General features: G+C 45.4%; 10 protein-coding genes. 9 read left to right on the forward strand and 1 reads right to left on the reverse strand.

Annotated elements, in window-relative coordinates; genetic code table 11:
* Positions 1-59: 59 nt before the first annotated feature.
* Complete coding sequence (locus tag NSQ55_RS02850; RefSeq protein WP_076103907.1) at positions 60-755, forward strand: DUF1361 domain-containing protein; 696 nt, start codon at positions 60-62, stop codon at positions 753-755.
* On the opposite strand, the gene NSQ55_RS02855 is transcribed toward NSQ55_RS02850, so the two are convergent.
* Entirely contained in the window at positions 752-1,069 is a 318-nt protein-coding gene (locus NSQ55_RS02855; protein WP_076124439.1) for an MGMT family protein, read from the reverse strand. The two genes, NSQ55_RS02850 and NSQ55_RS02855, sit on opposite strands and share 4 nt — an antisense overlap.
* Before the next feature lie 215 nt (positions 1,070-1,284).
* Between NSQ55_RS02855 and NSQ55_RS02860 the strand changes: the two genes are divergently transcribed.
* From NSQ55_RS02860 to NSQ55_RS02895, 8 genes are all read left to right on the forward strand, one after another.
* On the forward strand, positions 1,285-2,337 hold the full coding sequence (locus tag NSQ55_RS02860; protein ID WP_076193723.1) for a LacI family DNA-binding transcriptional regulator: 1,053 nt from the start codon (positions 1,285-1,287) through the stop codon (positions 2,335-2,337).
* A 67-nt stretch (positions 2,338-2,404) separates the two neighbouring features.
* Entirely contained in the window at positions 2,405-4,819 is a 2,415-nt protein-coding gene (locus tag NSQ55_RS02865) for a hypothetical protein (protein ID WP_339171067.1), read from the forward strand.
* Between the two features lie 93 nt (positions 4,820-4,912).
* Positions 4,913-6,313 (forward strand): extracellular solute-binding protein, encoded by a 1,401-nt coding sequence (locus NSQ55_RS02870; protein ID WP_076220201.1) that lies wholly within the window; start codon positions 4,913-4,915, stop codon positions 6,311-6,313.
* Between the two features lie 34 nt (positions 6,314-6,347).
* On the forward strand, positions 6,348-7,325 hold the full coding sequence (locus tag NSQ55_RS02875) for a sugar ABC transporter permease (protein ID WP_081387232.1): 978 nt from the start codon (positions 6,348-6,350) through the stop codon (positions 7,323-7,325).
* Entirely contained in the window at positions 7,325-8,203 is an 879-nt protein-coding gene (locus NSQ55_RS02880) for a carbohydrate ABC transporter permease (RefSeq protein WP_081383335.1), read from the forward strand. The genes NSQ55_RS02875 and NSQ55_RS02880 overlap by 1 nt, the downstream gene beginning before the upstream one ends.
* A gap of 19 nt (positions 8,204-8,222) precedes the next feature.
* Positions 8,223-14,603, forward strand: coding sequence for an S-layer homology domain-containing protein (locus tag NSQ55_RS02885; RefSeq protein WP_339171073.1), 6,381 nt, complete (start codon positions 8,223-8,225; stop codon positions 14,601-14,603).
* A 2,135-nt stretch (positions 14,604-16,738) separates the two neighbouring features.
* A complete protein-coding gene (locus tag NSQ55_RS02890) occupies positions 16,739-18,289 on the forward strand; it encodes a spore germination protein (protein ID WP_217696914.1) in 1,551 nt (516 codons plus the stop codon).
* Positions 18,286-19,440 (forward strand): Ger(x)C family spore germination protein, encoded by a 1,155-nt coding sequence (locus tag NSQ55_RS02895; protein ID WP_339171077.1) that lies wholly within the window; start codon positions 18,286-18,288, stop codon positions 19,438-19,440. Before NSQ55_RS02890 ends, NSQ55_RS02895 begins: the two co-directional genes overlap by 4 nt.
* The last annotated feature ends 207 nt before the right edge of the window (positions 19,441-19,647 follow it).

Below are 19,647 nucleotides of genomic sequence, written 5' to 3' on the forward strand. Positions count from 1 at the left end.
ATTTGTACAATTGGGTATAAGTTTAATGTAATCAATATCGATAAGGAGAATATAAGCTCATGAAGGAATTGAATTATCCGAAGGTGTTTATGCTCTTGGCGGGATTGTCTGTCGCTACATTGGCGGTATATCGTGTAGTGTCACTTCAGACGGATTCGTTTTACGCTTTTTTAATTTGGAATTTGTTCTTAGCTTGGATTCCGTTTTTATTCTCCATGGCTGCTTATGAGCTAGACAAAAGGAAGATAGGCGGTCTATTACTTCTTCCTTTGGGTGTCGCGTGGCTGCTGTTCTTTCCCAACGCGCCTTATCTCATGACTGATCTGGTGCATTTAACGGTAAGAAAAAGTAGATATATCGTGGAGGGAGCCATTCAGAATCGCTACTGGTATGACTTGGTCACTCTTTTATTGTTCACTTGGAGTGGATGGTTGACCGGTTTTTTCTCATTGTATCAGTTCCAGACGGTCATTTATCGTAAAAGCAACCTGCTGTGGTCATGGGTATTCGTGCTTGCGGCATGTATGCTCGGGGGATATGGTGTACTGCTTGGCCGAGTCTACAGACTCAATAGCTGGGACGTCCTGACGGACAGGCATCAGTTGTATCAACTTGTTCTGGATAGCCTGAATCTCCAGTCCGTATTTTTCAGCTTGTTCATTGCCTTTGTCCTGCTGGTCATTTACGCGACGATGTATTGTCTACTCAATGCTCTTGGCACCGGAGAAAGACGAAGAGTTACCAGAGGGTACTAATCGGCACACTCCGGCTCAAACTGGAATTGCTTCAGATCTACCACACCTTTTTCATTAAAACTAACTCCCTCTCCCTGTAGATAGAGCCTCTGGAGGGAGTTAGACTCATCCTCAGTTAGTGCGATCATTCCTTTAGCATTAATGACCCGATGCCAGGGCAGCTTATATTTTTTGCTCATGGAATGAAGGATGCGAACGACCTGCCTCGCTCCTCTTGGGCTGCCTGCCGCGCGGGCAACTCCTCCGTAAGTCATCACTTTACCTTCTGGTATAGACTGTATGATATGAATAACTCTCTCAGTAAATGGTGTCATAGCAAGCTCAAGCTCCTATATCTTATTTTTATCCAATGAACAACAGATAAATCAATTCTAAACGAAACGGGGGACGAACAGGAGGATTTTTTGAGAATAGCAAAAAAGGGGTTGCAAAGCAATAAATACGCGTGGTATATTTTAACTGTAAAAATAATCTAAACGTTTAACAACGTGATTAAAAGAGTTCCCATAATAAGATAGGAGAAGGTGTAATGAGGAAAACCAGCATTAAAGACATAGCCGCAAAGGCTAATGTTTCGATTGCTACAGTCTCCTATGTGCTTAATGGTACCCGCAATGTACGTTCCGATACAAGGGAACGAGTTGTTGCAGCCATTGAGGAGTTGAATTATAAGCCGAATGCTATTGCGAAGAGTCTCAAACTCAACCGTACGAATACAATAGGTGTTATTGCAGAAGATGTGACGGTATTTAACACCCCCGATATTATCGATGGAATTAATGATTTTGGAGATCGTAATGATTTGCATATTTTACTGGTGAATCTTCGTTTGGACAAGCGTATCGGCCGTAACTTCTCGAATACGGAAGACTATCGAAAGTATGCCGCTAATGCGGTTGCCGAACTGCTCAGTAATCAAGTGGATGGGATTATTTATATCGGTGTTCATCCCCGTGATTTAACGGGTTTAATCGATACGGAAGGTAAGCCTATTGTGTATACCTACTCTTACACACAGGACGATATCTCTATCCAGTATAATGATGAGCAAGCTGCTTACCAAGCCATGTCCTACTTGGTTAACCAAGGACATAGCAGAATTGCTGTAATCAGTGGTTTGATGGATTCAATCCCTTCCAGATTAAGACTGAACGGTTATTACAAGGCCGTTACTGAATATCAATTACCGTTCGATCCACTGTTAATTAAGATGGGAGACTGGGAGAGGGAATCAGGGTATCGTCTTACCTCCGAGTTGCTCGCTTTGCCGGAGCCTCCAACCGCGATTCTTTCCATGAATGATGTAATGGTTGTAGGTATTTTGCAGGCGGCAGAGGAAAAAGGGTTTAAAATACCGGATGATCTGTCGGTTGTCGGTTTTGATAATCGTGAATTCAGTGATTACTTACGCCCGCGTATAACAACAATGGGACTTCCGCTACATGAGATGGGCTATCAAGCTATTGAGGTTTTGTTCAATTTAATCAAGGGGACGAAGATGGATTCACTGACCATGCCGGAGTGCCGGTTGATCGAACGTGATTCTGTGGCTACGTTAAAAAATGCTGTGAGACAAAAATAAGTTTCACAGCTCCTTTTTCCTCATAAATCTAAACGTTTAACTTAAAATATTGAAGAGGTGCTAGGCAATGACGATTCTAGGCAACGAAAATTTCAGGATGGAGTTAAGCGACCGCGGAGCACTTCAGTCTCTGATATTACAAGGCGACCCTAGTGAAATGAATTGGGTAGTTGATCCGTCTTATTTGAAAGAGGCAGGTTATGCGGATACAGATAAGCTATTCGGAGAATGGACAATAGAGCTAGACGGGAATATCATAAAAAGCACTGATCTGTTGCCCAAAATCACGCCAGAAGGAAAACACCGTGTAATTGTGGATTTTGAAGGCGCGCCGATTGCAATCAGACTTACATATTCTTTGGAAGATGAGCGACTAAGATGGACTATTGAAGCTATGAACCGCTCAACACAGTCTGTAAGAATTAATGGACTTCATGTGTGGTTTTCGCTCGCTTATGTCATGTACAGAGATGAAAATGTGCAGCGCAATATGAGTCAGTCCTGTGCAGTATTCCCCCATCTTGGTGGAGATTTCGCTAAAATTGCTGCCATTCGACGGAGCAACGAAGCACCACATCTGGGTGTTTATGGTGTTCAGGGCAGAACAGTAACCGTAGGTACTTATTGTAGTTATAAGAATCGTTTTCTTGAGCAGGTCTCCCCTTCTTTGGATGGTCTGCTGTATCATCGGCTATCGTTGGTGGAGGACGGATCATCTATGACCGAATCTGCAGCTGCCGACTGGATATATGGTGGCGCTTACAGTCCGCTGGATCTTGACGCTGGAGAGACCTCCAGCTGGGAATACATATTCCATCCCTGTCAGAATCGAGATGATTTCTATAGGCAGGGTATGGCCTATGGACATCCACGCTGGAGCTATACGCCTGTATTAACCCGGGGAGGAAGGTTCGAAGCTGTTGTTGATCTGCCGCAGGGCCAGGCTCTACGTGAGCTGCGTTTGTATAACACTTCACCGGCAACGGAGCTGATCCGCCAGGAGAATATTACGAACGAAGCTGTACGGTTGGAGTCAGGCAGCAGCTATAACATATCTTTACAGCGTTTGGAGCCGGGAGAACATAAGCTGGAGCTGGGGCTAGAAGATGGACGGACCGATATCCTGGTCTGGAATGTACTGGAGTCGATTGACCGGATTCTGGAAAAGAGAGCCGAGTGGTTGGTAAATAACAACTTTGGAGGGACAGGTGAGGCTGAGAGGCCATATGCCTTCCGTCCGCTATCGAATCAGGGAGAATCGCTGGGTAAGGTTGCTTTTCTTCTGATGAAGAATAGCATGGCCAAGGCTGTCCCCGAACAAGTAGCTAAGGCCGAGATTGCCGCAGTATTGGATGTGAAGGAGCATTGGTTTGAAGGCGGAGATTTCAATCATCCGCGTCCCTTGTATGGAGAATTCTACCGCATTTATGATCTGGATTATATTGGGCATGTCTTTTATCTATTGTCACGAATGGATGGTTCATTACTTAAAATTCATTCTCCTAGAGAATATCTACAATGGGCTGCTGAAATCATGTGCCTTCGATTAGACCCTGAGCGGCATAGTGGGCAGCGCGAGCAGGATGAGAGCCGTCTAAATGGTATATTTGTGCTCTATATTCTTGATTTATTAGAGGCACTGAAGCAGAGCGGTCTTTCAGAAGAGTATAAACGTCTACTTACCTTATGGGAGCAATTTGGCAGAAATCTGGAGACAGGGATACAGCAGTATGAGGGAGCTATAACGGAGCATTTTTACGATAATGCAGGATTTGGTCCTACCTGTGAAACATTGTGTCACCTTGGAAATAAAGAGGAGGCTCAGCGTTATGGGCAACTAATTCTGGCAAATATCGGATTCAGCAATGATTACAGAGTGCAGAATCCGGATCGTTGGTGGGAAGCTTTGTCGTATATGATTCATTCCCTTTGGGGTGGATTGGTAGCAGGTGCATCCCGGGTTGCCTATGAATTCCTTGGAGACCCTGAATATTTGGAAGCCGCTTACCGTTCTACGATGGCAGTATTCAATTGTTACGATTGGAATGTACGCTCTACTCCACGCCGTTTGTTGCCTGGAGAGGCAGCCTCTACATATAGTGTGGCAGCTCCTAACCTGAACATGCCAGAATTGTCGCGAAACCGTTTTGGGCAATCCGTATTTGTGGGGGCAAGTGATTCCTTGTTTGCTTCGCTGTTCTCGGGTGTGACAGGAGATGATTGGGATATGGGGGAGGAGCTAGTGGCCTATCTAATGGGCTTCGGGACAACCACATATTTGTACAGGGATCCACGCGGAAAGATGCGCTGTATTAACGGTTATATTGAAGAAGACTCGGAGGGCTGGATCGTAACAAGTTACGCTGCATATCCGTCAAGATATGTGCTGCTTGAGGATAAGCTCGAATATCGCACAACTGAGGGGATACTAGAGCCTCGCGTAAGACTGGCAGGCGGAGGAATATTCAGCCCTTGTCTGTAATCGCTAAGAATGACAAACCATGATGATTTTAGGCTAAAGCTTTAAATGCTTGGCTTGAAATAAATAGATATGAAAAAAAGGGAGGCAACAAACATGAAGTTTGGAAAACGTACTCTAGTTCTATCTTTAGCATCAATGATGGTTTTTTCCGCACTGGCAGGCTGTTCGGGCAATTCCAACAACGCGGCTCCAAAGGCATCTGAAGGGTCTGGAGCAGCCAACAAAGAAACTACGCCTGATAAAGATGTAACCTTGGAATTATTGTATTGGGGTGATGATGTACAGAAAAAGCTGGTAGAAGCGGCAGCAGAAAAATATACAGCCGACACCGGAGTGAAAATCAATGCACAAGTACTTCCAGCAGATGGCTCCTTTGATACATTTATTCAGACCCGGCTCGAATCCGGTGAACTTCCAGATATCAGTTATATGGGTGAAGGCGATATCCAAAAGTACAATGAAATGGGAATTATCGAAGATATCAGCGATTTATTAGCGGACGGAAGCATTCCTGAAAAACTATCAGCGATTACAATCCATTCACCTGAGCAAAAAGTGATTGGAGTCGGCCTATCCAACCAGTTGGAGCTGCTTTACTATAGCAAGTCCAAATTTGATGCAGCAGGTCTTGAATATCCACCCTCCAAAGTTGAAAATGCGTGGGATTGGGATACATTCGTGACAAACGCGAAAAAGCTAACGACAGATACTAAAGGAAAAACAGCGGCAGATGAAGGCTTTGATGCTGCTCTGACCGAGAACTACGGGCTTGGTATGACAGCGGGACGGGAGTTCCACCACTTCTGGGCAGCTTATGCCAACGGTAGTGGGATTGTTTCCCCGGATGGAAAGGAGTTTCAATGGGATTCTCCCAAAACGGTTGATGCCATCCAGAAGCTAGCTGATCTCGTTAACAAAGACAAGGTTGCATCCGCTTTCAATTACACTTGGAATTCCGGAATTGGTTCTGCGGTAGACGCTTTGAGTGGTGGTTATGCCATGGCAATCAGCGGCTCTTGGGATCTAGCTAATATCAAAGGTAATGAAGATATCGGCGTTGGCGTTCTGCCTAAGATGGAAAAGGCAGTAACGATGAACTGTGGTGCTCCGCTTGTTGTGTACAATACATCGAAGCACATTGAGGAAGCCAAGAAATTCTATGCTTACATGGTCAACCCTGAGAACAGTCTGGAGCTGCTGAAGAGTGGTGCGTGGTTGCCGAACCAGGCAGATTGGTATACCGATCCTACCTTGGTTGAAAAGTGGACCTCCGATCTTCCTGAAAGCGCAAAAGAAACTATCCTTAGTTATTCCACAACGAAAGACTCTATCGCACAATGGCCTGCATATTACGTTCCTGCCTACCTCAAGATGAATACTGAATATGAGAAATCTATTGATCAGGCGTTGGCAGGTAAGAAAAGTGTTAAAGAAGTCTATGACGCGATCATGCCAGCGATCAAGCAGTTGTTCGAGAGCGGCAAGGTTTCCTAATTAGAGCTTATATTTGAAAAGAGGGCTATTGCTTATGAACCCAGAGAGCAAAACCGAAACGGCTGCGGTCTATGTTAAAAAGCATGCCAGAGGTGTCACCAAAGAGGCGGTGGCTGGATATTTGTTTGCAGCACCGGCCATTATTGGATTTTTGGTATTGACGCTTTATCCGATGTTGGCCAGTTTGTTTTACAGCTTTCATAAAATAACGATTATGAGCGGAAGCCAAGTTATGGAGTGGATTGGACTGGATAATTTCCGGTACATATTCACCAATACCAGCTCCGAATTCAAGAAATCCATAACGGTAACCTTGATTTATGCCTTCATTAACGTGGCGCTTGTAATCACCTTTTGTCTGGTTGTTGCACTCTTATTGAACCGTAAATTTATCGGCAGAAACTTGATGCGGGCTATATTCTTTCTGCCGTCTGTAGTTCCGATGCTGGCGACAACAATTGTGTGGCAGATGCTTCTACAGAACCAAGCCAAGGGTGGATTGCTTAACTGGATTTTATTGCAGATAGGAATAGCCCCTGTTGATTTCCTGACAGATCCCATCCGTATTTTTGAGACATTGTTTATCATGAGCTTGTGGACCTGTGGTGGGACGATTGTTGTGTTCATCGCTACGCTGCAGGATGTTCCGGGAGAATTGCTGGAAGCTATCGAGATGGACGGGGGAAATGCTTGGCACAAGTTCCTCAAAGTAACCTATCCGACGATCAAGCCTGTCCTCTTTTTCCAATTGATTATGTGCATGATGACCTCTATCCAAATTTATACGCAAAGTGTGGTGTTGTCCAGAAATGGTGCACCCGATCGGATGACTTATTTTATCAACGTTATGATCTATGACCATTCATTTGTTCAGGTAGGGATGCGCGGTTTGGCGTCTGCTGAGGCATGGGTCGTCTTCCTAATCACTATGGCCATTACTGGTGTGCTGTTCTACTTCCAGGGCGCATTTAAAAGGGACGATTCGATGGGCAAAAGAAAGAAGGCGAGATAATGGCGGCTACCGCAATTATGAATTATACAAGTATCCAGAAAAAAAAGAAAAGAGCTAAAGCCATCAATACCGGGCTGATTCTGCTCTCCTGTCTGCTAGCAGTGGTGTTTGCTTTTCCGCTTTATTGGCTGCTGCGAGGTGCCTTCGTGAGCCATACAGAAATACTGGCGCGGCCGCCTGTGTTTTTCCCTGAGTCACTAAATGTCGATAATTTTCGGCTTGGGTTGGAACGTATTCAGTTCCTGCGGCAGCTCTGGAATTCAGTTTCGATTGTAGTTCCTTATGTGATCGGGACGGTGCTGACGACAAGCTTTGCGGGGTATGCCTTTGCTAAGCTGAACTTTCCGCTGCGCGGGATGTGGTTCGTGCTGGTCATCAGTACGATGATGCTGCCTAGTGCCGTAACCCTGCTGCCACAATATTCTCTGTACACTTCTTTGGGACTGGCTGGCAAACCTGCTCTTATTATTCCAGCCTTTTTCTGTGCAGGCGGCAACGCGTATTTTGTCTTTTTGCTCCGGCAATTTTTCATGACGATTCCACTAGAACTCAGTGAAGCTGCCAAGATTGACGGTGCGGGTTACTTCCGTATCTACTCCCGCATCATGCTGCCGCTTATACGTCCCGCAATGATTGTTGTGGCGTTGTTCAGCTTTATCAACTGTTGGAATGAATTTTTCTACACCATGATTTATTTGAAGACTGAAGCAGATTATACGCTGCCTATGGGCTTGTATATTGTGAACGGGATGCGCATTCCGAACTATGAACAGGTCATGGCACTGGCGCTCGTCGTTACAGCTCCTTGTCTAGTATTTTTCTTGATCGGCAACAAATATTTTGTTGAGGGCATTACATTAACAGGAATCAAGGGATAAAAAGGAGGAATTCATCCAAATGACAAGTCATAAATGGCCCAGAAGAGCTTCTGTAGCGGCATTATGCGCGGCTGTGGTATTAAATGCAGGGATTGTTCCCGTATCGGCTAACTACACGACTGATTTCTATCATGAAGGTGTAGGCACCGATTACGGGCAGGCGAAGTGGAAGGATAATTCTATTGTTAAGGAAGGCGTTAATTTCAGCGATGTCACCGTCGGAGAAATGATGCAAGCGATTGAAGCTTTTGATTTTGAGGCTTTTGCAAAAGATAATTCCGATTTGCCTTGGCTTGATGCCTTGCTTGTTAACGAAGGTGTCATTCCGGATGATGTGAACGATGAAGTTAGCGCCAATACTCTGTTCAGCCGGGGAAGCGCTTTGTACATGAAGACTCAGGATAATACCAAGCTGGGTTTTGTGGGAACAGTGCATTACGCGGATACTTTGAACAAGGACACGATGTATAACATCACCCTTTCTACAGGAGACTTGGCGGAACGGAAAAATGTGCGGAAGAACTACCCGAGTCATGAGAATCAGACCTACACAAGCGGAGGCCTGGAGATTAACCAGCGGAAATTTATTTCCAGCTATAACAGTGCTGTAACGCTGCTTCAATTGAAGAATCCTACAGCCAGCGATATAACGTTGACGATGAAGGTTAAATCACCTTTCGTCTCAGCGGCTGAGGGTGATGAGCTGGTGGGTTACAGAGTGGCTGCTCCGCTAATGATAGGCAAAGCCGGGCAAAAGGTAGTTGAAGCAATGTCCTACGTGGATGTTCACCTGAGCGGAAACGGCATGAGTCCTTCCGGAAATGAACTGGTTAAAGAGATTACAGTGCCCGCCGGTGGCTCCGTTGACCAAAAGGTAGTCATGGGTTGGCTCGCGGATGAAATACCAGGCTCAAAGCTGCATTATGAGAGCTTTAAGGCTGCTGACAGCAATGATACAGCCTTCTCCGCACAGGTGCGGGAGTACAACGAGTGGTGGGCAGAGAACATTCCATATATCGATGTTCCCGATGAGAATGTGAAGAAGGTACTTTATTATCGTTGGTGGTGTAACCGCTTTAATTTGCTGGATGCCAACATTCCGGGCAATGACTGGCAGTTCCCGATGAACATGGAGGGCGTTCTCGGCTACAACAACGGGATTACGGTCAGTGTACCATGGGCGATGCAGGATCTGAAATGGCTGCGTGATCCTTCCTACTTGTATGGAACCTGGCTGGCTCAGGGGGAATATTCCGAGAATAAGAACTATAAAAATAATCCCGGACGTCCTAACATCTGGACTTGGGATATGATGCAGAACACGTCGCAAGTAGGCTGGGATGCTTACAAGATTTACGGTGGTGGTCAGGAAATACTGAAGAAGTTCGCTGATTTTTCCGCCACTGATGTTACCGGCACACTTGAACATTTTAAAGGCACTAATCCAAATCTTGTTTATTATAACCACGGTCCGATTACAGGTAATGACGGAGATACCGTATCCATGCACTGGAATGGCAGTGGTAACTATGCCCGGCTGGATGGTTCTTCTACTACCTACGCCAATGCAGTGGCAACAGCGAAGATGTACGAGCAGCTTGGGGATACTGCGGGTGCAGCTAAAATGAACACTGTGGCGCAGAATATTAAGAATTCAATTCTGAATGAGATGTGGTACGACAAGGCTGACTTTGATGGTGACGGTGTGGCAGATACGAATGGTACAGGCAGCTTTTTGCACAAAAAAGTTGTAGGCGGTACCGATGTTTTCAACCCTTGGCGGGATAATAACATGTTTGTCTTTAACTTTGGTGTAGTACCAACTGAAGGTGAAGAAGGATATGAGGCGAAATATTTATCCCAGTTGTCTGATTACGCAGATCCAAATTATTATCCGATCTTTCCCTTCTTTACAGCGGATCAGAACAGCATTATGAAGCGGGTGGAAGATTTCAAGAATGGCAAGACGGATGCCTTCGGTACAGACCAGTTCGCATGGTGTAACTTCGGCAACTATATTAATACCGTTCGTGCCTCTCTGCGCTATTATCCTATAGATAACATCAACAGTGACGTTTACAAAACACTGTTTGATTGGGGCGCTTGGTTGCATACAGTGGAGCCGGGCAATACGGACCACCTGGACTCTAATGAATTTTTCTGGCTGGAGGATTACTTCTTCGGCACGCCATGGACAAAAGACAATCCTCCTAACCCTAGTGGAGATATGGTACGGGCATGGATTCACCACGATACGCTTGGCATGATGAATTACACTGTGGTTGAAGATATGGCGGGTATTCAGCCACGGACAGATGACAAAATCGAGCTATGGCCGATTAATGTTGATTATGACTATTTTGCTGTAGATAACGTGCGTTATCATGATGCTAACTTATCTATCGTATGGCAGGATCCTGCTAAATACAGTGACAATCCTCATTATCAAGGTATTCCAGCAGGTTATTCGCTCTTCATTAATGATGAACTCGTAATGACAACTAACGAAATGTCCCATCTGATTTATGATACAGCTACTGGTAAGGTGGAAAAACCTTCAGGTGATGTAACTGGGGCTGTTGGCGACAACTCGAAGACACAGGTGTTATATGAAAAAGGCAGTGCTACGACGCTTGCTGCGGCAGATCAAACATCCCTAGCCAGCAATGAGAAGACTGTCGATATGTTTAATAAAGCAGGCGTAGATATTGTTAATGACGGTACGAATCTGGCTGTTGCTTCAGGCACTACTGTTGAATCGACTTATATCAAGAGCGGTTCGAACATCCGCAACCTGGCGGACAATTCGACAATCGCATCGATTAATCATACCTCAAACACAGCTTTATTCGGAGGTTCGCCGAATTCCGTCGATACGGTTACGTTCAAATTTGATGGAGTCCAGGCTGTGGACAATGTAAAAGTCTATTTCTATAATGACCGGCTTCTGAACGGTTATGGTACACCACAGACATTTGGTGTCGAATATCAGGATGCTGATGGAAGCTGGAAACCAGTGGAGGGGCAATTCCGCTATCCGGAGTATATTGCTTCTAACTATAACAATGTAGAGTTCCAAAAGGTTAACACTGCAGCGATTCGCATTCATGTGACGCATTCGCTGGAACTTGCGACCGCCATCAAGGAGATTCAGATCTACAACAATAATCTGGAGGTTAAGGCGGCTGCCAATCAGGCACCAAAGGTTTATCTAGAAACACCATTGAAGGTTGAGCAAAATGTGCCTCTGACGATTATGCCGCAAATCGTTGATGATGGATTGCCAAGTGGCAAGCTGACTTATACCTGGGAGAAGATTTCAGGTGAAGGAGAAGTAGAGGAGACAGGGCTTGATAAGGCCATGCTGCAAGCAACCTTTAAGGCGACTGGTGAATATGAATACCGCCTGACTGTCAGCGATGGGGAACTTGAAACTGTCGTGAAGGTTCCAGTCACCGTATTTGTAGCTACTGCAGAACTGACAGAGATGATCGCTAAGTTTGCGGATCGGGATTCCGGCAGACTTGTCCGGAACAAGGATGATTTTACTGCGGCAACATGGCAAGAGCTGCAAGCTGCGCTGACTGCTGCCAAGGCATTGCTGGCTCAGGGAGAATATACGCTGGAAGAGATCAAAGTGGCAACGGGTCAAATGCGGATGGCGGTGGAGAACCTTAGATACAGAAATGCTGCCCTTTTGGCTAACCCTAGTGCCTCTTACACTTCGGCATGGGAGTCTGTATATGGCATTAATGATGGTTATATCCCTTATACTTCAGCAAGTATTTACAATAGCGAAGCAGAAACTCAGTATGGGAACTGGGGCGGTCCCGGTGAAAGCCACTGGCTACAACTGACCTGGAAAGAGCCCGTGACTTTGTCAGGCAGCTCCGTGTACTTCTATGATGATGAAGGCGGTGTACAGGTACCGGGAGATTACAGCTTCGAATATTGGGATAAGGATGCCGGAAAATACTTACCGGTAACGGGCCTGAGCGAGAAAGGCAAAGCAAGAAATGCATTTAACGAGGTAACCTTTGACGAGGTGAAGACGGATAAACTCCGTTTGATTCTTAATAAGCAGTCCACTAGTATTTGGACAGGCGTTAAGGAATGGCGGGCAATTTCGTCTAAGCCAGAAGGAGAAGTTCCTGCTCCCGGCGACCATGGTGCGATTGTAAGCATTGAACAGATTGCGGTGAGTACGACAGTTAACGTCGTGCCTAATCTTCCAGCTAAGGTTACGGTAACTTACGCCGATAAAACGACAGGCTTGGCAAGTGTGGTATGGGAGGAAATTCCCCTTAACAAACTCACCATTGCTACAGACTTCACTATATTTGGTAAAGTGGCGGGCACCGATATTGCTGCCAGTTGCCGCATCAGTGTGAGGTACGATAAATCTAAACTTAAAGCAGCCATTGATACAGCGGAAGATCCTTCGGTAAATGAAGAGAATTATACCGGAACGCCTGAGCAATGGGATGCACTACGCATTGCACTAGAGGCTGCTAAAGCCACTTATGCAAATGACGGTGCTACCGATGGTGATATTAATGTGGCATATTCCAATTTGAAAAATGCCTTTGAAGCCTTACAGCCTGTCGAAGCTCATGATGCAACGATCAGCGGAATCACAATTCCGGGCGGATCTATTGATCAGGTAGCCAAAGAAATTATTTTACCGGATACGACTACACTTGATGAGCTGAAGGAAGGACTTACTGTGCCGGTAGGGGTTACCTTCGCTGTGTATGAACCCGATAGCATTACTATTGCGGGAGAAATTCAAACGGGTTACAAGGTCATTGTGACGGCACTGGATAAAACAACGACCAGAACGTATACCTTAACATTAGTTTCTGTAAATCCACCTCTCATAACGGCAGCCTTGGAGGAGAAGCTTAGAGCAATAGAGGCTCTGGATAAGAGCCTTTATGTAGAGGAGAGCTGGAATACTCTTGAGAAAGAGGTAGCACGTGCAGTGATGTTGCTGGAGAGTGGAACTGCTACTCAGGCAGACATTGATGAGGCATTAAGTCAGCTTACTGCGGCGGTTGCGGGCCTGAAGTTGCTTTCAGAAGCTACGCCAACACCTACGCCAACATCAACACCTGCACCGACAACGACACCAACGCCAACGGCAACGCCGAAACCAACAGATGCACCGGGTACTTATGTGCCGGTAGCCACGGCAAAACCGTCGCCTAGCGCGTCTGCGACAGCTGCCCCTGCTGTAAGCAATGGTAAAATCGTTGTCCAGACGATCATCGGAGCAGATGGAAATGCATTGGCTGAACTGGCTGCCGCAGATGTTGAAAAGGCAGCAAAGGATGCAAAGGATGGTATTCTGTCCATTGTCGTGAATCCTACCGGAAACGCGAAACAAATTGTAGTTGAGCTGCCACTGCAGTCACTGGCAGCAGCGGGGAATGTTAAATCCCTCAAGATTGATACAGGAACAGCAAGCATAATGCTGCCGGAAAATTTCCTGAAGACTTACAAAGATGCTAAGAACAGCAAACTTAAGCTTATTGTGGGCACTGGAGATATATCCGGATTGCCACTTTCGGTAAGCAGTCAGTTGAATGCAGGTACAATTAAAGACATCAGTCTTAGCGTAGATGGTGTGGTTATTCCAGGCGATGTACTGAAGACATCGGGGATCAAGCTGGCACTTCCTTATACGCTGAAGTCTGGTGAGAAAGCTCATAAAGTAGTGGTTTATTACTTGAACAGTAATCAGCAACTAGAGATCGTTAAGAACGGAAGATTTAATACAGGAACACAGATGCTTGAGTTAAATTTGCAACAGCTTGGCAGTTATGTAGTGGTTCACTCGAATGTTTCATTCAAAGATATCGCTACAGCTAATTGGGCGGTAAACAGCATTGAAGCACTCGCAGCACGAGGTGCAATTGAAGGGATGGATGCTGAACACTTTAATCCAAGTGGAAATGTGACCCGTGCAGAATTCATCAAAATATTGATGAACGCTTTTGATTTACTAGATGAGACGGCTGTAAGCACATTTACAGACGTTAAGGATGGGGCATGGTATGCCAGTCCGATTGCGAGCGCTCAAAAGCTCGGTATTGTTAAAGGCAAAGTGGATGGCAACTTTGGTGCAAGCGAGGAGATTACTCGTCAGGAAATGGCGGTCATGATTTATCGTTTGGCTCAGACGATTAATATCCCATTGACTGACGGAACAAATGCTTCTGGTGAAGCATTCTCTGATGTGAACCAGTTGTCTGCGGATGCAGCCAAAGCTGTAGAAGTGATGCGTATTAGTGGAATTATTAACGGTATGACATCCAACCAATTTGGACCAAACGGCAAGGCTACAAGAGCGCAAGCAGCGACCGTGATCTTCCGCCTGTTTGAGCAGCTTCAATAATCGTGCAGCAATACAAGATATAAAAAAGACGCAGGTGTCCCGTAGTCATGATCATGACTGCTGGGGCACCTGTGTCTTTTTGCTGCTGACCGTATGCCCCGAACGCCAGCTTTATTAGTTCAAATCTGCAAGCTTAAAGGTGCCAGTGCCAAACTACTAGAACAAGATGCCAACCCAAAAGGGTAGATAGAGTTGCTATCTCGGAGCTGCCAGTGCCAAGCACCTAGATCAAAGTTGCTATCTCGGAGCTGCCAGTGCCAAACGCCTAGATCAAAGTTGCTATCTCGGAGCTGCCAGTGCCAAGCGCCTAGATCAAGTTGCTATCTCGGAGCTGCCAACCCCAAACCTAATCTCATGCTCGTATCCACCACGCTCTTAAAACAAACGTTGCTTCATGGTATGTAATTTGCACGCAAGAGATCGCTAACGGACCCAGTAGCCCCTAAACGCAGCATTTATCGACTTTTGGCGTGCTATCGGACCCCATAGTCACTATTGGCATGAAAAACGCCCGGTTTGAGCCGCTTTTGATGAGATAGCTGCACTGGAGTCCGAAAATGTGCCCAAAAGGCGATAAATGAGAAAATAACGCCTCCTGAGTCCGTATGCGCCTGATGATGTGTTGGGTGTTATTGTGCGAGGTCAGTAAGCCCCAAAGGATGAGTGTGATTCGGCGGCAACGGACCCAGTAGTCCCTAAACGTTGCATTTATCGACTTTTGGCATGCTATCGGACCCCATAGTCACTATTGGCATGAAAAACGCCCGATTTGAGCTACTTTTGATGAAATAGCTGCACTGGAGTCCGAAACTGTGCCCAAAAGGCGATAAATGAGAAAATAACGCCTCCTGAGTCCGTATGCGCCTGATGATGTGTTGGGTGTTATCATGGCCGAGTCCGTAAGCGCCTGAGGATGCACTGGGTGTTATCGTGGCTGAGCCGAAAGTGCCTGAGGATGTATTCGATGTTATCGTGCCTAGGTGCGTAAGCCCCAAGGGATGAGTGTGATTCGGCGGTAACGGACCCAGTAGCCCCTAAACGTTGCATTTATCGACTTTTGGCGTGCTATCGGACCCCATAGTCGCTTTTGGTATAAAAAACGCCCGATTTGAGCTACTTTTGATGAAATAGCTGCACTGGAGTCCGAAACTGTGCCCAAAAGGCGATAAATGAGAAAATAACGCCTCCTGAGTCCGTATGCGCCTGATGATGTGTTGGGTGTTTTTGTGCTAGGTCAGTAAGCCCCAAAGGATGAGTGTGATTCGGCGGCAACGGACCCAGTAGCCCCTAAACGTTGCATTTATCGACTTTTGGCGTGCTATCGGACCCTATAGTCACTATTGGCATGAAAAACGCCCCATTTGAGCCACTTTGGATGAAATAGCTGCACTGGAGTCCGAAACTGTGCCCAAAAGGCGATAAATATGCAAATAACGTCTCCTGAGTCCGTAAGCGCCAGAGGATGTATTCGGTGTTATCGTGGCCGAGTCCGAAAGCGCCTGATGTGTGTTGGGTGTTATTGTGTTAGGTCCGTAAGTCCCCAGAGATGAGTGGGATGCGGCGGTAACGGACCCAGTAGCCCCTAAACGATGCATTTATCGACTTTTGGCGTGCTATCGGACCCTATAGTCGCTATTGGCATAAAAATCGCCCGATCAGAGCCACTTTGGATGAAATAGCTGCACTGGAGTCCGAAACTGTGCCCAAAAGGCGATAATTGAGCAAATAACGCCTTCTGAGTCCTTAAGCGCCTGAGGATGTACTCGTTGTTATCGCCTTAGATCCGTAAACGCCTGAGGATGTTTAGGGTGTTATCGTGGCTGAATCAGTAAGCGCCTGAGGATGTATGCGGTGTTATCGTGGCTGAGTCCGAAAGCGCCTGATGATGTGTTGGGTGTTTTTGTGCTAGGTCAGTAAGCCCCAAGTGATGAGTGTGATTCAATGCTAACGGACTCAAGAGTCGTTATTTGCATGAGCTCAAGGGATGATTAGGTTTCGGAGACCGAAAAGAATCCAGTATATGGAGTATACCTGCTTCTTTCTTGTTGATCCCTTTTTAGCATAATTTTGGAGGATAAAAGGGGGAGATGCAGGGGATAATTTCTAGGAAACCTATTGTGACAGGAGTGACTACTGTGGAGAAACAATCAGCACAGGGGATCAGTAACAACTCTCAAAATAACGATAAGTCTGAGCAGACTCTAAGTACGTCACTGGATGATATGTTGAGTCTGTTTCGGCAAATCTTTAATAATGATGGAACGCTTAGGATAAGAGTGCTAAATAATATTCATAGTGACGGCATCCGCTGCGGATTAGTTTATGTTGACGGGATGGTTGACAGGGAAATGATTCAGTATGGGGTGATCAAGCCCCTAATGAAATTTGATTTTACGGAAATGGATAGTGGGAATAGAGCTGAACTGATGGAGAAAATCCGGACGATGGTTATTAATATTAGCGATGTAGTCTGCTCTACGAGTTTGGATGAGATGGTTAGCGCGGTCGTAGCTGGAAAAACATTATTTCTGATGGATGGTTTTGCGGGTGCGCTAAACATTAGTGCACAGGGGTGGGAAACTAAGGCTATCGCAGAGCCTGTGACGGAAAAAAGCGTCAAGGGTCCACGAGAAGGTTTTACAGAGTCACTGCTTGTAAACTTGACTCTCATTCGCCGAAGAGTGCAAAGTCCGGACTTAAAGTTGATTTATGGCCAGATCGGGGTCCGCTCCAAAACAGAAACTTGTATTTGTTATATTGAAGGTTTGGCCTCACCGGATGTTGTTAAAGAGCTGCAGAACCGAATTCAGCAGGTGGACATAGATGTTGTTTTGGATACATCTATTCTTTCGGAGCTTATTCGAGATGAACCTTTTTCACCCTTTGAAATGACGGGAAGCACAGAACGTCCTGATTCTGTAGTAAGCAAAATTATGGAGGGGAGAGTTGCCTTATTAATGGAAGGCAGCCCTTATGCAATGACAGTGCCCTATTTGTTTGTGGAGAATTTTCAGGCCAGTGCTGATTATTATATTAACTATTACTTTGGTTCGTTTAACCGAATGATAAGGGTACTTGGAGCTTTTTTGTCTATTAGTATTCCTGCTTTGTACGTAGCTTTAGTTACCTATAGTCAGGAAATGATTCCTACCATGTTGTTACTTAGTATTTCAACGTCGAGAGTAGCCGTTCCTTTTCCGACTGTGGTCGAGGTTTTGTTCATGCTAACGATTTTTGAAATTCTGCGAGAGGCAGGAGAACGAATACCGACCTACATTGGTCAGGCGATTAGCATCGTAGGTGCGCTTGTGTTGGGTCAGGCGGCTGTGGAAGCAAGAATAGTTAGCGCACCTATGATTATTGTAGTGGGTTTAACAGGAATTATGGCTTTGCTTAACCCTACACTGACGGGTCCTCTAATCGTGGTAAGATCGCTTTTACTATTGGCTACCTTCTTTCTGGGGTTATACGGGTATTTCTTAGGTGTGATCGGTTTAGTTATTCATTTGATGAGTTTACGTTCCTTTGGAGTTCAATACATGCTTGGAGTAGGTTCTATTCGCCCGCAGGATATTAAGGATACAGCTATAAGGGCGCCGTGGTGGCACATGTATTTACGTCCGGCGATGATTGGAGCACGTAACCGAAAGAGAAAAGCGGCAAATAAAGTAAGGAATCGGTCATGAATAAAATTAAAAAAGGGTTGCTAGCTTGTATATCGCTATTACTTCTGGTCAGTATCTTGGGCTGTTGGGATTACGCCGAAATTGAAGATAGGGCGGTTGTAGCAGGCATTGGCATCGATAAAGATTCTGACGGAAAGCTGTTAGCAACGGTCGAAATCGTGGATACGAAAGAGGGGATGAAATCCAGTCAAGCGGGTTATAAGATGGTCAGTCTTTCAGGTAAAACGTTATTTGAAATTGTGCGAGGTATGATTTCAATTACGGGAAAGAAATTATTTTGGAGCCATTCCAAGGCGATCATTATTAGTGAGGAAGTAGCCAAGGAAGGGGTTGTAAAAGTGATTGATTGGTATAACAGAGATACAGAAACTCGATCAGATGTATACGTGTTTGTTTCTAAAGAGAAGACGGCTCAGGAAGTAATTAATTTAAATAGCTCAACAGAAACTATTATGTCTTATGGTCTTGCTCAGCAGATGGCAATTGAACAAAATGTAAGTACGGCCCCGGTTGTGGAGATTTGGGACTTCATTGAAAAGCTGGAGACGCCCGGGGATTGTGCTATAGCTCCTCTTATTTATATTCACGAGAAAAATGGCCAGAAAAATCCGCGTGTCAGCGGTACAGCTATCTTCAGAATGGATAAAATGATAGGCAAGCTGAGTGGCGAAGAGACCAAATTCATGTTGTTTATTAAAGATAAGATAAAGGGTGGGGTGTTAACCGTGAATAACGAAAAGGGAGCCCCCGACTTCACACTTGAGATCTTTTCTAATAAAACAAAAGTAAAGCCTGTTTGGATAAACGGTAAACTCCAATTACAGGTAAATATGGTCACGCATACCGGGCTTGATGAGGTAATGACTACTGAAGGATTCACTAGTCTGAATAGTAAAAATGTTATAGAGAAGCGTGCCGCTAAGGAATTACAGGAGAATACTCTCTCTGTAATTAAAAAGGTGCAGCAGGAATATCATTCCGATATTTTTGGATTCGGAGAGATTATCTTTGAGAATATGCCTAAGACCTGGACCAAGCTCGATAAAGATTGGGAACGAGAATTCTCTAGTCTAGATGTGGTTGTAAATTCAACAGTTATTATTGAGAGCAGTGCTCAGAACTCAAGGTCTATACAGATCCATCAAGAATAGGTGATTAAATTGGCTGTTATCGTTGTGATGATATACTTTTTTGTTGTATTGATAGATCCTTACGGACTGTTAAAGCAAGGGATGAAACGGGATTTTTATGTGTGTACTACACTATGTCTGCTTTCTTTCTGTATAGCTTTTGCATTGGCCATGAAATGGCAGCTTCCTAGTCCTTCACCTTTAATTGTGAGTTGGATCAGCAAGTTA

The sequence above is a fragment of the Paenibacillus sp. FSL H7-0943 genome (assembly GCF_037963265.1).
GTDB classification, from domain to species: Bacteria; Bacillota; Bacilli; order Paenibacillales; family Paenibacillaceae; genus Paenibacillus_AQ; species Paenibacillus_AQ odorifer.

Coding starts and splice junctions, on each gene's coding strand:
- NSQ55_RS02850 (WP_076103907.1), top strand. CDS start 60: ATGAAGGAATTGAATTATCCGAAGGTGTTTATGCTCTTGGCGGGATTG.
- NSQ55_RS02855 (WP_076124439.1), bottom strand. CDS start 1,069: ATGACACCATTTACTGAGAGAGTTATTCATATCATACAGTCTATACCA.
- NSQ55_RS02860 (WP_076193723.1), top strand. CDS start 1,285: ATGAGGAAAACCAGCATTAAAGACATAGCCGCAAAGGCTAATGTTTCG.
- NSQ55_RS02865 (WP_339171067.1), top strand. CDS start 2,405: ATGACGATTCTAGGCAACGAAAATTTCAGGATGGAGTTAAGCGACCGC.
- NSQ55_RS02870 (WP_076220201.1), top strand. CDS start 4,913: ATGAAGTTTGGAAAACGTACTCTAGTTCTATCTTTAGCATCAATGATG.
- NSQ55_RS02875 (WP_081387232.1), top strand. CDS start 6,348: ATGAACCCAGAGAGCAAAACCGAAACGGCTGCGGTCTATGTTAAAAAG.
- NSQ55_RS02880 (WP_081383335.1), top strand. CDS start 7,325: ATGGCGGCTACCGCAATTATGAATTATACAAGTATCCAGAAAAAAAAG.
- NSQ55_RS02885 (WP_339171073.1), top strand. CDS start 8,223: ATGACAAGTCATAAATGGCCCAGAAGAGCTTCTGTAGCGGCATTATGC.
- NSQ55_RS02895 (WP_339171077.1), top strand. CDS start 18,286: ATGAATAAAATTAAAAAAGGGTTGCTAGCTTGTATATCGCTATTACTT.